This is a genomic window from Streptomyces sp. (genome assembly GCF_019510245.1).
Classification (GTDB): domain Bacteria; phylum Actinomycetota; class Actinomycetes; order Streptomycetales; family Streptomycetaceae; genus Streptomyces.
In genome coordinates this window covers 16,537-30,757 of sequence record NZ_JAEKKT010000234.1, presented here as the reverse complement: position 1 = coordinate 30,757, position 14,221 = coordinate 16,537, and the positions used below count along the sequence as shown (strand labels likewise).

14 protein-coding genes are annotated in these 14,221 nt (G+C 69.6%); all 14 read right to left on the bottom strand.

The features are described 5' to 3' along the window. Nucleotides 1–220 precede the first annotated feature (220 nt). Nucleotides 221–1,036, bottom strand: a complete 816-nt coding sequence (locus JF597_RS45965; protein ID WP_294011081.1) for a F0F1 ATP synthase subunit delta — start codon at nucleotides 1,034–1,036, stop codon at nucleotides 221–223. After that, the gene (locus JF597_RS45960; RefSeq protein ID WP_294011079.1) at nucleotides 1,033–1,578 is read right to left on the bottom strand and encodes a F0F1 ATP synthase subunit B; all 546 of its coding nucleotides are present in this window, start codon (nucleotides 1,576–1,578) and stop codon (nucleotides 1,033–1,035) included. Before JF597_RS45960 ends, JF597_RS45965 begins: the two co-directional genes overlap by 4 nt. Nucleotides 1,579–1,615: 37 nt before the next feature. Next, nucleotides 1,616–1,864: an ATP synthase F0 subunit C gene (atpE, locus tag JF597_RS45955; RefSeq protein ID WP_217555087.1), complete on the bottom strand. Its 249-nt coding sequence runs from the start codon at nucleotides 1,862–1,864 to the stop codon at nucleotides 1,616–1,618. A 75-nt stretch (nucleotides 1,865–1,939) separates the two neighbouring features. Continuing rightward, nucleotides 1,940–2,776: a F0F1 ATP synthase subunit A gene (atpB, locus tag JF597_RS45950; RefSeq protein ID WP_294011073.1), complete on the bottom strand. Its 837-nt coding sequence runs from the start codon at nucleotides 2,774–2,776 to the stop codon at nucleotides 1,940–1,942. 210 nt (nucleotides 2,777–2,986) lie between these two features. After that, the gene (locus tag JF597_RS45945; protein WP_294011071.1) at nucleotides 2,987–3,418 is read right to left on the bottom strand and encodes a hypothetical protein; all 432 of its coding nucleotides are present in this window, start codon (nucleotides 3,416–3,418) and stop codon (nucleotides 2,987–2,989) included. Between the two features lie 313 nt (nucleotides 3,419–3,731). Then, nucleotides 3,732–5,231 carry an MraY family glycosyltransferase gene (locus JF597_RS45940; protein ID WP_294011069.1) on the bottom strand — a complete coding sequence of 500 codons (1,500 nt, stop codon included), beginning with the start codon at nucleotides 5,229–5,231 and terminating at the stop codon, nucleotides 3,732–3,734. 150 nt (nucleotides 5,232–5,381) lie between these two features. Next, on the bottom strand, nucleotides 5,382–6,626 hold the full coding sequence (gene glyA, locus JF597_RS45935; RefSeq protein ID WP_294011067.1) for a serine hydroxymethyltransferase: 1,245 nt from the start codon (nucleotides 6,624–6,626) through the stop codon (nucleotides 5,382–5,384). Between the two features lie 390 nt (nucleotides 6,627–7,016). Continuing rightward, the gene (locus JF597_RS45930) at nucleotides 7,017–7,700 is read right to left on the bottom strand and encodes a protein-tyrosine-phosphatase (protein ID WP_294011065.1); all 684 of its coding nucleotides are present in this window, start codon (nucleotides 7,698–7,700) and stop codon (nucleotides 7,017–7,019) included. Next, entirely contained in the window at nucleotides 7,697–8,344 is a 648-nt protein-coding gene (locus tag JF597_RS45925; RefSeq protein ID WP_189268510.1) for an L-threonylcarbamoyladenylate synthase, read from the bottom strand. The genes JF597_RS45930 and JF597_RS45925 overlap by 4 nt, the downstream gene beginning before the upstream one ends. Before the next feature lie 52 nt (nucleotides 8,345–8,396). Further along, nucleotides 8,397–9,242 carry a peptide chain release factor N(5)-glutamine methyltransferase gene (gene prmC / locus JF597_RS45920; protein WP_294011060.1) on the bottom strand — a complete coding sequence of 282 codons (846 nt, stop codon included), beginning with the start codon at nucleotides 9,240–9,242 and terminating at the stop codon, nucleotides 8,397–8,399. A gap of 49 nt (nucleotides 9,243–9,291) precedes the next feature. Beyond that, nucleotides 9,292–10,368 (bottom strand): peptide chain release factor 1, encoded by a 1,077-nt coding sequence (prfA, locus tag JF597_RS45915; protein ID WP_294011058.1) that lies wholly within the window; start codon nucleotides 10,366–10,368, stop codon nucleotides 9,292–9,294. 112 nt (nucleotides 10,369–10,480) lie between these two features. Further along, nucleotides 10,481–10,705 carry a 50S ribosomal protein L31 gene (gene rpmE / locus JF597_RS45910; RefSeq protein ID WP_030049623.1) on the bottom strand — a complete coding sequence of 75 codons (225 nt, stop codon included), beginning with the start codon at nucleotides 10,703–10,705 and terminating at the stop codon, nucleotides 10,481–10,483. 299 nt (nucleotides 10,706–11,004) lie between these two features. Continuing rightward, complete coding sequence (locus tag JF597_RS45905) at nucleotides 11,005–12,120, bottom strand: LCP family protein (protein ID WP_294011054.1); 1,116 nt, start codon at nucleotides 12,118–12,120, stop codon at nucleotides 11,005–11,007. 218 nt (nucleotides 12,121–12,338) lie between these two features. Next, nucleotides 12,339–14,135 (bottom strand): trypsin-like serine protease, encoded by a 1,797-nt coding sequence (locus JF597_RS45900; RefSeq protein ID WP_294011052.1) that lies wholly within the window; start codon nucleotides 14,133–14,135, stop codon nucleotides 12,339–12,341. Nucleotides 14,136–14,221 lie beyond the last annotated feature (86 nt).

The window sequence follows — 14,221 nt, the reverse complement described above, 5'->3', positions numbered from 1 at the left end:
CCGACCTCCTCGCGCGAGGCCGCGTCCGGCTTGTACGACTGGACGAAGTTCTCCAGCGCGTCCCGGATCTCCTCCGGCCGGATCGTGAGCTCCGCCATCTGGGTTCCCTGCTCTCCTTGTTGGGCCCGAAGTTTCACTTGGGGGGTCTGGGGGCGACCCCCAGGATTCTTCTGCACGGCCCAACCAGGGCCGTAAGTACGTACTGCTTCTTGAGTAGGTGCTAGCTCGCCATGCGGCGGGCGGCGTCCTCAAGGCGGTCCGCGATGGAACCGTTGATGACCTCGTCACCGACCTGCACCCGGATCCCGCCGACGACCGCGGGGTCGACGTCGAGGTTGAGGTGCATCGTGCGGCCGTAGAGCTTCGCGAGGGCGGCGCCCAGGCGCTGCTTCTGCGGCTCGCTCAGCGGCACCGCGGAGGTGACGACGGCGACGACGCGGCTGCGGCGCTCCGCGGCGAGCTTGGAGAGGGCCTCCAGGCCCGCTTCCAGGCTACGTCCCCGCGGCGCGGTCACAAGACGCGTGACCAGACGCTCGGTGACCGGCTTGGCGCGGCCGCCGAGCAGCCGGTGCAGCAGCTCGGTCTTCGCGGCCGTGCCGGCCTTGCGGTCGGTGAGCGCGGCGCGCAGCTCGGTGCTCGAGGAGACGATCCGGCCGAACCGGAACAGCTCGTCCTCGGCGTCGTCCAGCGTGCCGGACTTCTCCGCGGCCGTGAGGTCGGCGGTGTTCGCCAGCTCCTCCAGCGCGTCGACCAGGTCGCGGGACTGCGACCAGCGGGACCGGACCAGACCGGACACCAGGTCGGCGGTGGTCTCGGAGACCTGGCCGCCGATCAGGCGCCGGACCAGCTCGGCCTTGGCCTCGCCGGCCTGTGCCGGGTCGGTGAGGGCCCGGCGCAGGCCGCCCTCGCGGTCGAGCAGCGCGGTGACGGCCGCCAGCTCGTCGGCGAGCCGCGTCGCGTCCACGGACGAGGAGTCCGTCAGCGCGTCGAGACGCTCACGTGCGGCTGCCAGGGCATCGCGGCTCGCTCCGTTCATCGGGCGGCCTCGGCCTTCTCCTCAAGCTCGTCGAGGAAGCGGTCGATCACGCGGCTCTGCCGGGCGTGGTCCTCCAGGGACTCGCCGACGAGCTTGCCGGCCAGGTCGGTGGCCAGGTGGCCGACGTCCTGACGGAGCGCCTGCGCGGCGGACTTGCGGTCGGCCTCGATCTGCGCGTGACCGGCGGCGACGATCTCCTCACGCTGCCGCTGGCCCTCGGCGCGCATCTCGGCGATGAGCGCGGCGCCCTGCTCCTGAGCCTCCTGGCGCAGGCGCGCGGCCTCGTGCCGGGCCTCGGCCAGCTGCGCCTTGTACTGCTCGAGGACGCTCTGGGCCTCGGTCTGCGCGGCCTCGGCCTTCTCGATACCGCCCTCGATCGCCTCGCGGCGCTGCTCCAGAACCTTGTTGATGTTCGGAAGGAGCTTCTTGGCGAGGAAGCCGAAGACGATGACGAAGGCGATCAGGCCGATGACGAGCTCTGGAACCGGCGGGATGAGAGGGTTTTCGGGCTTCTCCGCCGCCAGCTGAACCAAGAGGCTCATAGCAGTGCCTTTCGTCTAATGGTGCGCGACGGTCGGGTCAGGAGGTCGGGTAGACGAACGGCATGACCAGACCGATCAGGGCGAGCGCCTCACAGAAGGCGAAGCCGAGGATCTGGTTGGCGCGGATCAGGCCGGCCGCCTCGGGCTGGCGGGCGAGGGCCTGCGTGCCGTTGCCGAAGATGATGCCGATGCCGACGCCCGGGCCGATCGCGGCGAGGCCGTAACCGATGGAGCCGAGGTTGCCCTTGATCTGGACGCCGGCGGCAAGGGTTTCGAGAGCGGACATGCCGGTTCTTCCTTCTCTTTCAAGGACCGGTGGGGGTTGGCCACCGGATGACATGGGTGATGGGGCGGGTGGCGCTCAGTGGTGCTCGGCGAGCGCGCCCTGGATGTAGCTGCAGGTCAGCAGTACGAAGACATAGGCCTGGACAGCCTGGATGAAGAGCTCGAAGGCGGTCATCACGAGGACCATGACGAACGAGACACCGGAGTAGGCGATGCCGATGCCGTTCAGCATGTACCAGCTGGCGATGGTGAAGAGCAGCAGCAGGGTGTGACCGGCGAACATGTTGGCGAAGAGTCGCACGGCGTGGGTGAACGGCCGGACGATGAGGTTCGAGAAGAACTCGATCGTCATCGACAGCGGGAGCACCGGGCCGAGCGTCTTGTCGTAGCCCGTGACGTTCTTGAAGAAGCCGACGAAACCCTGGCGCTTGAAGGTCAGCACGACCCACGTGATGTAGACGATGCCGGCCAGGGCCGCGGGGTACGAGATGATCGCGGTGACCGGGAACTGGGCGACCGGGATGATCGACCAGAGGTTCATCATCCAGATGAAGAAGAACAGCGAGACGACGAACGGGACGTACTTCTCGCCTTCCTTCTTGCCGATGGTCTCGTAGACGACACCGCGCCGGACGAAGTCGTAGCCGGTCTCGGCGATCATCTGGAGCTTGCCCGGGACGACCTTCGGACGGGCGAAGGCGGCCCAGAAGAAGCCCACGATGACGATCGACCCGAGCAGCGCCAGCAGCATCGTCTTGTTGAAGTACAGGTTGCTGTCCGCGTCGCCGAAGAGCGGCTTGAACAGGAACGAGTGGAGGCCCGGAGCCGGGAAGCCACACCCGTCGAACAAGTGACAGCTCGTGTCGAAAGCGAGCGTCTGCGTCGGGTCAGCACTCACCGCGGGCTCCTTCATCGTGGCGCATGGGTACGGCAACCTCGTTGTGTCGGCGCGGCGCAGGGCCGCGGTTCGGCACGGGACTGGTGTTACGGATGTGGGGGCGGCTTGGGGGCATCTCGCCTCGCGATTGAGCAGGCGTCAGCTCAGATGCCCGCGCCCGCGATGCCGCAGTTGGCACCGGACGATAGCAGCATCTCTCGTGCGCCTTTATCCCGGCCCTACCTCTCACGACGACTGTCCGGTCTTCTCAGACTTTTCAGACTTCTCGGGTTCGACGTAGAGGATCTTGGCCTTCATGTGGGCACGGGTCTGTGCGGTGATCCACGTGAGCGTGGTGACCACCAACACGATGGCGAAGGCCCGGGGATTGAACAGCGTCGTGTTCTTGAACACGGCCATGAAGATGATCAGCAGCAGCAGCTGGGCCGCGTAGAGCATCAGGCCCATCATCTGGAAGAGCTGGGGATACGACTTCGCGGTGCGCTGCAGGACGTAGAGGCCGATCCCCATGAAGAGGATCACGATCACCGTCGCGACGAGCGCCCCGATCGCCCCCTTGCCGCCCGCGACCACCCCGCTGACGACGGCGGCGAGCACGCCGACGGCGGCCGTGGGTACGGCGGCCTGGGCCAGGTTCCGGGCGTCATTGGACGGCATGGCGGCAACTCCGCTTTCACAGGGGGCAGGTGTCGTCATGGACGAGCGTAGTCCCGGTCGGAGGGTCGAAGACCTCACGCTGACGGACCGTCGCAGTCGGGTCCTTCGACTCTGTCCGGGGTTCTCGTGAACCGTATCACAAACTATTTGATGAGGTCTTTACCTGGTAGGTGTGCTCACTGTCACACATGAGAGTGAACCTGCGCGTCTGAGCGAAAACGGGGCCGTTGTGTCTGGTATTGGGGGGCTTTGGTCCCCCACGACTTGGCAATGCTCTAGTCAGATTCTTACCTTGGTGGGGTCAGTGAGAGGTCTAGGAAGGGCGCCGGTCCAGGAAGCGCGAACGGCCGCCGAGGGCGGTCGCGCCGTTGACCGAGGCTGCGGTCGCGCTGTTCGCCGGAGCCGTGGCCACGCCGTTCACCGGGGCTTTGGCCGCGCCGTTCGCCGGAGCCGTGGCCACGCCGTTCACCGGGGCTTTGGCCGCGCCGTTCGCCGAGGCCGCGGGCACGCCGCTCACCGGGGCCGCTCCGGCGGGCACCGGCGAGCGGTACTCGTCGTCGCCCGGCTTCTCCGGCTCCCCCTGCGCGCCGGGCGCCGCCGCCTCGGCGGTCGCCGCCGCCGGCTCCTCGGCCGGCTGGACCGCCCCGCGGCGCCGGTAACGGGGCGGCACGAAGGCCTGCGCCCACAGCGGCGCCCGCGGGGTGAACCGCGGCAGCAGGAGCAGCACCAGGCCGACCGCGCTGAGGAACGCCACGCCGAGCACGATCCACATGGACGCCGAGTTCACCGAGTAGGCCAGCGTGCCGAAGCCGATCAGCGCCGACCAGAAGTACATGATCAGCACGGCCCGGCTGTGCGAGTGGCCGATCTCCAGCAGCCGGTGGTGCAGGTGGCCGCGGTCCGCCGCGAACGGCGACTGGCCGCGCCAGGTGCGCCGCACGATCGCCAGCACCAGGTCGGCGGCCGGCACCGCGATGATGGTCAGCGGCAGCAGCAGCGGGATGTAGACCGGCACCGTCTGGTGCACGGCGTTGCGCTCGGACCCGGCGAACAGGTTCATCACGTCCGGGTCGACCTGACCGGTGATCGAGATCGCGCCCGCGGCCAGCACCAGCCCGATCAGCATCGAGCCCGAGTCGCCCATGAAGATCCGCGCCGGATGGATGTTGTGCGGCAGGAAGCCCAGGCACATGCCCATCAGGATCGCCGCGAACAGCGTCGCCGGTGCGGCGGCCTCGATCCCGTACGAGTACCAGATGCGGTAGGCGTACAGGAAGAACGCCGCGGCCGCGATGCACACCATGCCGGAGGCCAGACCGTCCAGGCCGTCGACGAAGTTCACCGCGTTGATCGTGATGACGACCAGGGCCACCGTCAGCAGCGTGCCCTGCCACGGCGTCAGGGCCACGTTGCCGACGCCCGGGACGGGCAGCCACAGGATCGTCAGACCCTGCATGACCATGACGCCCGCGGCGATCATCTGACCGCCCAGCTTGATCAGTGCGTCGATCTCGAACTTGTCGTCGAGCACACCGATCAGCCAGATCAGCGCGGCGCCGGAGAGCAGCGCCCGCGGCTCGTTCGACTTCGCGAAGACCTCGTTCAGGTTGGACATGTGGTCGGCGACGAGCAGCCCCGCGCACAGGCCGAAGAACATCGCGATCCCGCCGAGCCGCGGAGTGGGCTCCCGGTGCACGTCACGTGCCCGGATCTCCGGCATGGCCCCCGCCACGATCGCGAACTTCCGTACCGGTCCTGTCAGCAGGTACGTCACCGCGGCCGTGATGCAGAGCGTCAGCAGGTATTCACGCACAGGCTTCCCCACATGTCTCGCTGGCCATCACAGCCCCACACCCTAGCGAGGGACGCATATGTATGGGGACTTCCGGGTAGCGACGATGGTTGCACGCAAGGCTGTGAGCCGGGCGTACGACCGGCTGTACGACGCTGCGCCTACCCCGTCTCACCCGGGATACGGCGGAAATCTACCGGTGAGCTCGCGCACCTCGTCACGCGCCCTCCCCGCGTCCGTGAGACCGCTCACCACGCCCGCCAGCAACGCCGCGATCCGGGTCATCTCCGTCTCCCCCATGCCCTGCGTGGTGACGGCCGCGGTGCCCAGCCGCAGCCCCCGCGCGTCGCCGTGCGGCAGGGCACAGCAGTCCAGCACGATCCCGGCGGCGGCGAGCCGGCCCCGGGCCGTCTTCCCCTCGACGCCGAGCGGCGCGGTGTCCACGGTGATCAGATGGGTGTCGGTGCCCCCGGTCGTGACGACCAGTCCCGCCTGCGCCAGCCCGGCCGCGAGAACCCGCGCATTGGCGACCACCTGATGGGCGTACGCGCTGAACGCCGGTGTTGCCGCCTCCCCGAACGCGACCGCCTTCGCGGCGACGGCGTTCATCTGCGCACCGCCCTGCGTGAACGGGAACACCGCCCGGTCGAGCCGCTCGGCCAGTTCGGGCGCACCGCACAGCAGCATCCCGCCGCGGGGCCCGCGCAGCACCTTGTGCGTGGTCGCGCACACGACGTCGGCGTACGGCACCGGGTTCGGCGCCGCTCCCCCGGCGACGAGCCCGATGGGATGGGCGGCGTCGGCGATCAGGTAGGCGCCCACCTCGTCGGCGACCTCGCGGAAGAAGGCGTAGTCGATGTGCCGGGGATAGGCGATGGACCCGCACACGATCGCCTTGGGCCGGCGGCTGCGGGCCAGCGCCCGCACCTGGTCGTGGTCGATGAGCCCGCTCTCGGCATCCACCCCGTACCCGACGAAGTCGAACCAGCGGCCGGAGAAGTTGGCCGGCGAGCCGTGCGTGAGATGACCGCCGTAGGGCAGCCCCAGGGCCAGCACGGTGTCCCCGGGCCGCAGCAGGGCCGCGTACGCGGCCAGGACGGCCGAGGAGCCCGAGTGGGACTGCACGTTGGCGTGCGCGGCCCCGAACAGCGCCTTGGCCCGGTCGACGGCGAGCCGTTCGGCCACGTCCACGATCTCGCAGCCACCGTGGTACCGGGTGCCCGGATACCCCTCGGCGTACTTGTTGGCGAGCGGCGAGCCCAGCGCGGCCAGCACGGCCGGCGAGGTGAAGTTCTCGGCGGCGATCAGCTGCAGCGACGTCGACTGCCGGGCCAGCTCCCCCAGCAGGATCTCGGCCAGCTCAGGATCCTGCCGCCGCAGCAGATCGCCCTCGGCGAGGGCAGAGGTGACCGACATGAGGGGCTCCGGGCGGTCGATGGTGAGGTATGACCAATGTAGGCCCGGTATGGGGCGGACGCGCGGTTTGCGCGTACGGGCGTGGTAACGGCGGGCACCGGAGGGTTGTGCGACTGCGGGTACGCGGGGGCTGCGCCGCCGGAGGGGCGGTTGCGGCCGGCCACGCGACTGCGGTACGCGGGGGCTGCGCCGCCGGAGGGGCGGTTGCGGCCGGCCACGCGACTGCGGTACGCGGGGGTTGGTCGCGCAGTTCCCCGCGCCCCTTACGGGGCGCCACCGCCGTGGGCAGGCGTTCCGCAGGGCGACGGGGTCCCCCGCGCGAGCGAAGCCGAGCGTGGGGGAGGGTGGGCACGGCCTGCAGCGCTGGGCGCCGATGTGAGCAACGTGGACTTACATCCGCGCGGGAACACCGGTGAGCGCCGTGACCACCGGGTCCAGCGCCTCGTGTATCTCGTCGCCGATGGACTGGAAGAAGGGCAGCGGAGCGCCGTACGGGTCGTACACCTCGTCCGCCTCGGCGGTCGGGGCCAGGAGCCAGCCGCGCAGCGCCGCCGCCGCGCGCACCAGCGCACGCGCGCGGATCACCACGCCTTCCGAGGTCGGCGGCAGCGTCGCCGGGTCTATCGCGCGGACCAGCCGGGTGAACTCCTTCAGCGTGAAGGTGCGCAGGCCCGCCGAGTGGCCCATGGAGATGACCTGGGCGCGGTGGTCACGGGTGGCCGTCAGGACCAGGTCCGCCCGGATCACGTGCTCGTCGAGCAGTTCGCGGCCCACGAAACCGGAGGCGTCCGCCCCGAAGTCGGCGAGGACGGCCTCCGCGTTCGCCTCCATGGGCGCGCCCTCGTGGCCCCAGGTGCCCGCGCTCTCCACGACCAGCCCGCCGCCGAGGAAGGCGCCGAGCCGGTCCGTCACGAGATGGCGGGTCAGCCGCTCGGTGATCGGCGAGCGGCACACGTTGCCGGTGCTGACGTGGAGGATGCGGAAGCTGTCGCGCGGCAGCCCCACGAACGTCGTCGTGATCTCCGCCGCGCTTTCCCCGTTGCCTATGCCACGCCCCGCGTCAGGGGCTGTCAATTCGCCACCTCAAGGTCGGGTACGACCTTCCGCAGCTCCTCCGCCGAGATCGCGCCCGCGCGCAGCAGCAACGGAACTTCGCGGGTGACGTCGACGATCGACGAGGGGACGTTGCCGGGGGTCGGGCCGCCGTCGAGGTACACGGAGACGGAGTCGCCGAGCATCTCCTGCGCGGCGTCGCAGGTCTCCGGGGACGGGTGGCCGGTGAGGTTGGCGGAGGACACGGCCATCGGGCCGACCTCGGTGAGCAGCTCGATGGCGACCGGGTGGAGTGGCATGCGCACGGCGACCGTGCCGCGGGTGTCCCCCAGGTCCCACTGCAGGGACGGCTGGTGCCTGGCGACCAGCGTGAGGGCGCCCGGCCAGAACGCGTCGACCAGCTCCCAGGCCAGCTCGGAGAAGTCGGTGACGAGACCGTGGAGGGTGTTCGGGGAGCCGATCAGCACGGGGGTGGGCATGTTGCGGCCGCGGCCCTTGGCGTCGAGGAGGTCGGCGACCGCCTCCGAGGTGAACGCGTCGGCGCCGATGCCGTACACCGTGTCCGTCGGCAGCACCACCAGTTCGCCCCGGCGGACGGCGGACGCGGCCTCGCGCAGACCCGTCACGCGGTCGGTCGCGTCGTTGGTGTCGTATCGCCGTGCCATGTCTAGCGGGCCTCCTCGTACACGTACATCTGGAAGGGAGTCTGCGGGGTGCTCACGGCAGCGCCTTGCGGGCGGTCGCGAAGCGGGGGCGGTTGTTGAGGTCCGGGTGGTCGGCCGCGTCCGCCCAGCCCCGCTCCTCGGTGAAGATCCACGGCACCTGGCCGCCCTGGGTGTCGGCGTGCTCGATGACGACGACACCGCCCGGGCGCAGCAGCCGGTGCGCGGTGCGTTCGATGCCCCGGATCAGGTCCAGGCCGTCCTCGCCGGAGAACAGGGCGAGTTCGGGGTCGTAGTCGCGGGCCTCGGGGGCGACGTACTCCCACTCGGTGAGCGGGATGTACGGAGGGTTGGAGATGACCAGGTCGACATGGCCGTCGAGGTCGTGGAAGGCGTCCAGGGCGTCTCCCTGGCGCAGGTCGACCCTGGAGCCCGCCATGTTCTTGCGGGTCCACTGGAGCGCCTCCTCGGACAGCTCCACGGCGTGGACGCGCGAGCGCGGCACCTCCTGGGCGAGGGCGAGCGCGATGGCGCCGGAACCGGTGCACAGGTCGACGATGCGGGGCTCGACCACGTCCATGGCGCGCACCGCGTCTATGGCCCAGCCGACGACCGACTCGGTCTCGGGACGCGGCACGAAGACGCCGGGACCCACCTGGAGCTCGAGGTACCGGAAATACGCCCGCCCGGTGATGTGCTGGAGCGGCTCGCGCTGCTCCCGGCGGGCGATGACCTCCCAGTAGCGGGCGTCGAAGTCGGAGTCCTTGACGGAGTGCAGCGCGCCCCGCTTCACGCCGTGCACGAACGCGGCGAGCTCCTCCGCGTCGGTGCGCGGCGAGGGCACGCCGGCGTCGGCCAGCCGCTGGGTGGCCTGGGCCACCTCCGCGAGCAGCAGGTTCACGCTGGTCCTCCGTGTCGTAACTCGTACGTTCCGTACGTGCGTACGTGCCTTACGCGGCCGCGAGCTTGGCGGCCGAGTCCGCGTCGACGCAGGCCTGGATCACCGCGTCGAGGTCGCCGTCCAGGACCTGGTCCAGGTTGTACGCCTTGAAGCCGACGCGGTGGTCCGAGATGCGATTCTCCGGGAAGTTGTACGTGCGGATCTTCTCGGAGCGGTCGACGGTGCGGACCTGGCTGCGGCGGGCGTCGGCGGCCTCCTTCTCCGCCTCCTCCTGCGCCGCGGCGAGCAGCCTGGAGCGCAGGATACGCAAGGCCTGCTCCTTGTTCTGCAGCTGGCTCTTCTCGTTCTGGCAGGAGGCGACCACTCCGGTCGGGATGTGCGTGATGCGCACCGCGGAGTCGGTGGTGTTGACGGACTGGCCGCCGGGCCCGGAGGACCGGTAGACGTCGATCCGGAGGTCGTTCGGGTTGATCTCGACGTCGACCTCCTCCGCCTCCGGCGTGACGAGCACACCGGCCGCCGAGGTGTGGATACGGCCCTGCGACTCGGTCGCCGGCACGCGCTGCACGCGGTGCACGCCGCCCTCGTACTTCAGCCGCGCCCAGACGCCCTGGCCGGGCTCGGTGGCGCCCTGGCCGCCCTTGGTCTTCACGGCGACCTGGACGTCCTTGTAGCCGCCGAGTTCGGACTCGGTGGAGTCGATGATCTCGGTCTTCCAGCCGACGCGCTCGGCATACCGGAGGTACATGCGCAGCAGGTCACCGGCGAACAGCGCGGACTCGTCGCCGCCCGCCCCGGCCTTGATCTCCAGGAGGACGTCCTTGTCGTCGGACGGGTCCCGGGGGACGAGCAGCAGGCGCAGCTTCTCGGTGAGCTCGTCGCGCTGCTTGTCCAGCTCCTTGACCTCGGCGGCGAAGTCGGGGTCGTCGGCGGCCAGTTCACGCGCGGTCTCGATGTCGTCGCCGGTCTGCTTCCAGGAGCGGAACGTGGCGACGATCGGGGTGAGTTCGGCGTAGCGCTTGTTCAGCTTGCGCGCGTTGGCCTGGTCGGCGTGGACCGACGGGTCGGCGAGCTTCTTCTCCAGGTCTGCGTGCTCGACGACGAGTTCCTCGACGGCCTCGAACATTTTCGGCTCCTGATACTGCTGCGGCGGGGGAAGGGAAGGCGGGCGACCAAAAACGCCGGTCCCGGGCACACCCCCGCAGGGACGTGGCCGTGGACCGGCGAAATAGGGCTCGCTACTTCTTGGAGCCGGCGGCAGCCTTGCCGAAGCGGGCCTCGAAGCGGGCCACACGGCCACCGGTGTCGAGGATCTTCTGCTTGCCCGTGTAGAACGGGTGGCACTCGGAGCAGACCTCGGCACGGATGGTGCCGCTGGTGATCGTGCTACGGGTGGTGAACGACGCGCCACAGGTGCAGCTGACCTGCGTCTCGACGTACTCGGGGTGGATCTCGCGCTTCAAGGTGTCTCCTAGATATCGGGAGGGCACCGGGTCGCCTTCGCGGGCTTGCGGGGCGTGAACCGGGGCCGACGTACCAGTCTGCCAGGGCTGGCCGTATCTCCCAAAACCGGGGGTCTTCGATCTTTATTCCGGCGAGGGCGGGAGGGTGCGCCCAAGGGGGTGCGACGGCTTGGCCGCGTGCGGGTGCGGGTCCGTCGTGACTTGTCGCGCAGTTCCCCGCGCCCCTTCAGGTGGGACCCGTGCAGTTGCTCAGGGGCGCGGGGAACTGCGCGATCAGCCCCCACCGGCGGTCAGCCGGACTACGACGCCACGACCCCCTTGGCCTGCCCCGTCGCCGTCCCCTTCGTGGCGCTCGCCGGGATCGGCCGGTCGGTCTTCAGCGCCGCCCACACCTGCTTGGCCTTCGCCTCGGCCACTATCACCCGGTTCGGGTTCGACGGGTCGTACTCGACCGGCATGGTCACCATGCGCATGTTCTTCGCACCGATGGACTTCAGGCCGTTCGCGAAGTCGATCAGGGAGTTCACCGAGCCGAGGTCGGAGTCGGTGGTGACCGCCTTCGTCGCGGTGTCGGCCAGGTCGTACAGCTTCTTGGGGCTGGTGAAGACCCCCACTTGCTCGACCTGGTTGATGAGGGCCTTGACGAACGCCTGCTGGAGCTGGATACGGCCCAGGTCGGAGCCGTCGCCGACGCCGTGCCGGGTGCGGACGAGGCCGAGGGCCTGCTTGCCGTTCAGCGTGTGGGTGCCGGCCTTGAGGTCGAGGTGGCTCTCCCGGTCGTCGATGGCCTTCGTCGTGGTGACCTTGACGCCGCCGAGTTCGTCGATGAGCTTCTGGAAGCCGGAGAAGTCGACCTCCAGGTAGTGGTCCATCCGGACGCCGGTCATCGACTCGACGGTCTTGACCGCGCAGGCCGCGCCGCCCGTGGAGTACGCGGAGTTGAACATCACGCCGGTCGCGGCGGAGTGGGTGGTGCCCCGCGCGTCGATGCAGGAGGGGCGGTCGATCAGGGTGTCCCGGGGGACGGAGACCACGGCGGCCTTCTTGTGGCCCTTGTAGACGTGGACGATCATCGCCGTGTCGGAGCGGGCGCTGCCGTCGTCCGCGCCGCCGCCGAGCTTCCTGTTCGCGCCGGAACGCGTGTCCGAGCCGAGCACCAGGATGTTCTCGGAGCCGTCGTCGACCTTGGTGGGCCGGTCGCTGCCGAGCATCTGGTTGATGTCGACGGTCTTGAGGTTGCCGTTGAGCTTGAAGTACAGGTAGCCGACGCCCGCGCCGCCGATGACGAGGATGCCGGCCGCCGTCCAGGCCGTGACGTGCAGCGCCCTGCGGCCCGCCCTTCGGGACCCGCGGCGGCTCGTGGCCTTGGTACCGGGCCCGGGTATGCCCGGACCGGGCGTGCTCTCGGCGGACATGGGCTCCTCTGTTCTCGTACGACTGCTCGGTTACCCCCTGCTTTCAGGGTCAGGCCCGGCGTACCAGGACCATCGGCACGTATCCGGACCATCGTCGCTCCGCCTGGTCAGACGGCGAAACTCGGGAAAGGGTTGCACAACGCAGTGTGCCCACCGCGTGGAGCGGTGGGCACACTCGGTGACCGGGCACGTGGGGCGAACCCCACTCACCAGGTCTTTCAGCCGAAGATGTCGTACTGCTGGAAACCGGTACCGAGCGACTTCCTTGTGCCGAAGATCTCACTGGTCGCCTTGCCGGTACCCGGGTACAGGTACAGCGTGCCGCCGGTGGTCCGGGCCAGGAAGTCGGCCTTGCCGTCGCCGGTCAGGTCGCCGACCGCGGCGAGGGTGTTGTAGCCGGTCCAGCCGGCGCGGACCTTCACCCGGGCCGAGAAGAGGCCGGTGCCGGACTTGCCGGTGCCCTTGTACAGGTACAGGTCGCCGCCGCTGCTCTTGCGGGCCAGCAGGTCGGCCTTGCCGTCGCCGTTGAAGTCGCCGAAGCCGCGCAGCTGGTTGTACTGGCTCCAGCCGCCGCCGATCTTGACGCGGGCGGCGAAGGTGCCGTTGCCCTTGCCCGGGTACAGCCACAGCACGCCGCTGGAGTCCTCGGAGAGCACGTCCGGCAGGTAGTCCCCGGTGAGGTCACCGGGGACGACGACGGCCTTGCGGGTCTTCCAGTTGGTGAAGAGCTTCGTCGTGACCCAGGATGCGCTGGTCTGGGCGCTGTTCAGCACGACGTGGTCCCAGTAGACGTCACCGGAGGACGCCACCCGGTAGATCACGTCCTGGAAGCCGTCCAGGTTGAGGTCGGCCTGGAGGATGACGTTGACGCCGCTCCAGTCGCCCCAGGAGACGCGCGAGGCGAGCGAGGTGCCCTTGGAGTCCAGCTCGTAGCCGACCTTGGTCGACGACTTGCGGGCGAACAGGTCGGCCTTGTTGTCGTCGAGGTTGTTGAACAGGCTCAGGTTGGTGTCGGCGATCTGCGCGTAGGCGGCACCGACGTAGGTGCTGACCTTCGTGAAGACGGCGTAGGCGCCCTTGGCGACGCAGTCCTCGACGCCCCAGGAGACCACGCCGACGATCCGGCCGCCGACGACCAGCGGGCCGCCGGAGTCGCCGTTGCAGGTGGTCGTCGTGCCGGTGTCGCTGCCGGTGGCGGCCGTACCCGCGCAGACCATGTGGCCCTTGACGAAGTCCGTGCTGCCGTAGGCGGCGGTGCAGGTGGCGTCCGAGTCGATCGGCAGCGTGGCCGTCTTCAGCGTCTCGGAGATGTCGTCCGTGGTGGAGCTGGTCCGGCCCCAGCCGTAGGCCTTGGCGGTCTTGGCTGCCGTGCCCGTGTACGACGCGGTGTCGGTGTTCGTCGTCATGCGGATCGGGGTCGCCTTGACGGGGACCGCCAGGGTGAGCACGGCGATGTCGTTGTTGGGGGCACCGTGGGCCGAGAGGCTGTACGACGGGTGGTTCCACTGGCGTGTCACGGCGGTGGCGGTGCCGCCGTGCAGGTTGGCGGTGCCGTCGCTGTTGGTGGTGGGCAGCGAGGCGGTGCCGGTGACGACCGCGGAGTCCGTGGTGCTCCACTTGAAGCCCTTGACGCAGTGCGCGGCGGTGAGGATCTTCGTGGGCGAGATGACCGAGCCGCCGCAGAAGAAGCCGACGTCGTCGCTGGTGCTGGTGGTGCCCTTGTCGTCGTAGTACCAGAGCTGGGCCATCCACGGCGCCGCGGAGATGGTGGTCGTACCGCCACCGATGATCTTCGGCGAGACGGCCGAACCGCTCGTGGTGGCCGTCGAGTTCTTCGTGGTCGTCGTACCGCTGTCGGCGGTGATCGCACGCGCGATCCGCTTGTTCAGGACGGCCTGCGACGGCGCGCTGACGACCGGCTTGGCCGTGGGCACCGGCTGGGTGGCCGCGCTGGCGGAGGTCGAGATCAGTGCGGCCGTGACGGCGGCGGCGACTCCGGCCGCGGCGACGGGCACTGCGAAACGTATCCGGCGTCTGTGCCGACCGCTCCCGGACGTGGGTGTACCCACCTAAGTCCCCCCTCGGGATCAGGAGTTCGTGA

What these genes read in the sequence shown, in the direction of transcription:
- JF597_RS45965 (WP_294011081.1), bottom strand. Translation starts at nt 1,036, where the DNA reads ATGAACGGAGCGAGCCGCGATGCCCTGGCAGCCGCACGTGAGCGTCTC.
- JF597_RS45960 (WP_294011079.1), bottom strand. Translation starts at nt 1,578, where the DNA reads ATGAGCCTCTTGGTTCAGCTGGCGGCGGAGAAGCCCGAAAACCCTCTC.
- atpE (WP_217555087.1), bottom strand. Translation starts at nt 1,864, where the DNA reads ATGTCCGCTCTCGAAACCCTTGCCGCCGGCGTCCAGATCAAGGGCAAC.
- atpB (WP_294011073.1), bottom strand. Translation starts at nt 2,776, where the DNA reads ATGAAGGAGCCCGCGGTGAGTGCTGACCCGACGCAGACGCTCGCTTTC.
- JF597_RS45945 (WP_294011071.1), bottom strand. Translation starts at nt 3,418, where the DNA reads ATGCCGTCCAATGACGCCCGGAACCTGGCCCAGGCCGCCGTACCCACG.
- glyA (WP_294011067.1), bottom strand. Translation starts at nt 6,626, where the DNA reads ATGTCGGTCACCTCTGCCCTCGCCGAGGGCGATCTGCTGCGGCGGCAG.
- JF597_RS45925 (WP_189268510.1), bottom strand. Translation starts at nt 8,344, where the DNA reads ATGGCACGGCGATACGACACCAACGACGCGACCGACCGCGTGACGGGT.
- prfA (WP_294011058.1), bottom strand. Translation starts at nt 10,368, where the DNA reads ATGTTCGAGGCCGTCGAGGAACTCGTCGTCGAGCACGCAGACCTGGAG.
- JF597_RS45905 (WP_294011054.1), bottom strand. Translation starts at nt 12,120, where the DNA reads ATGTCCGCCGAGAGCACGCCCGGTCCGGGCATACCCGGGCCCGGTACC.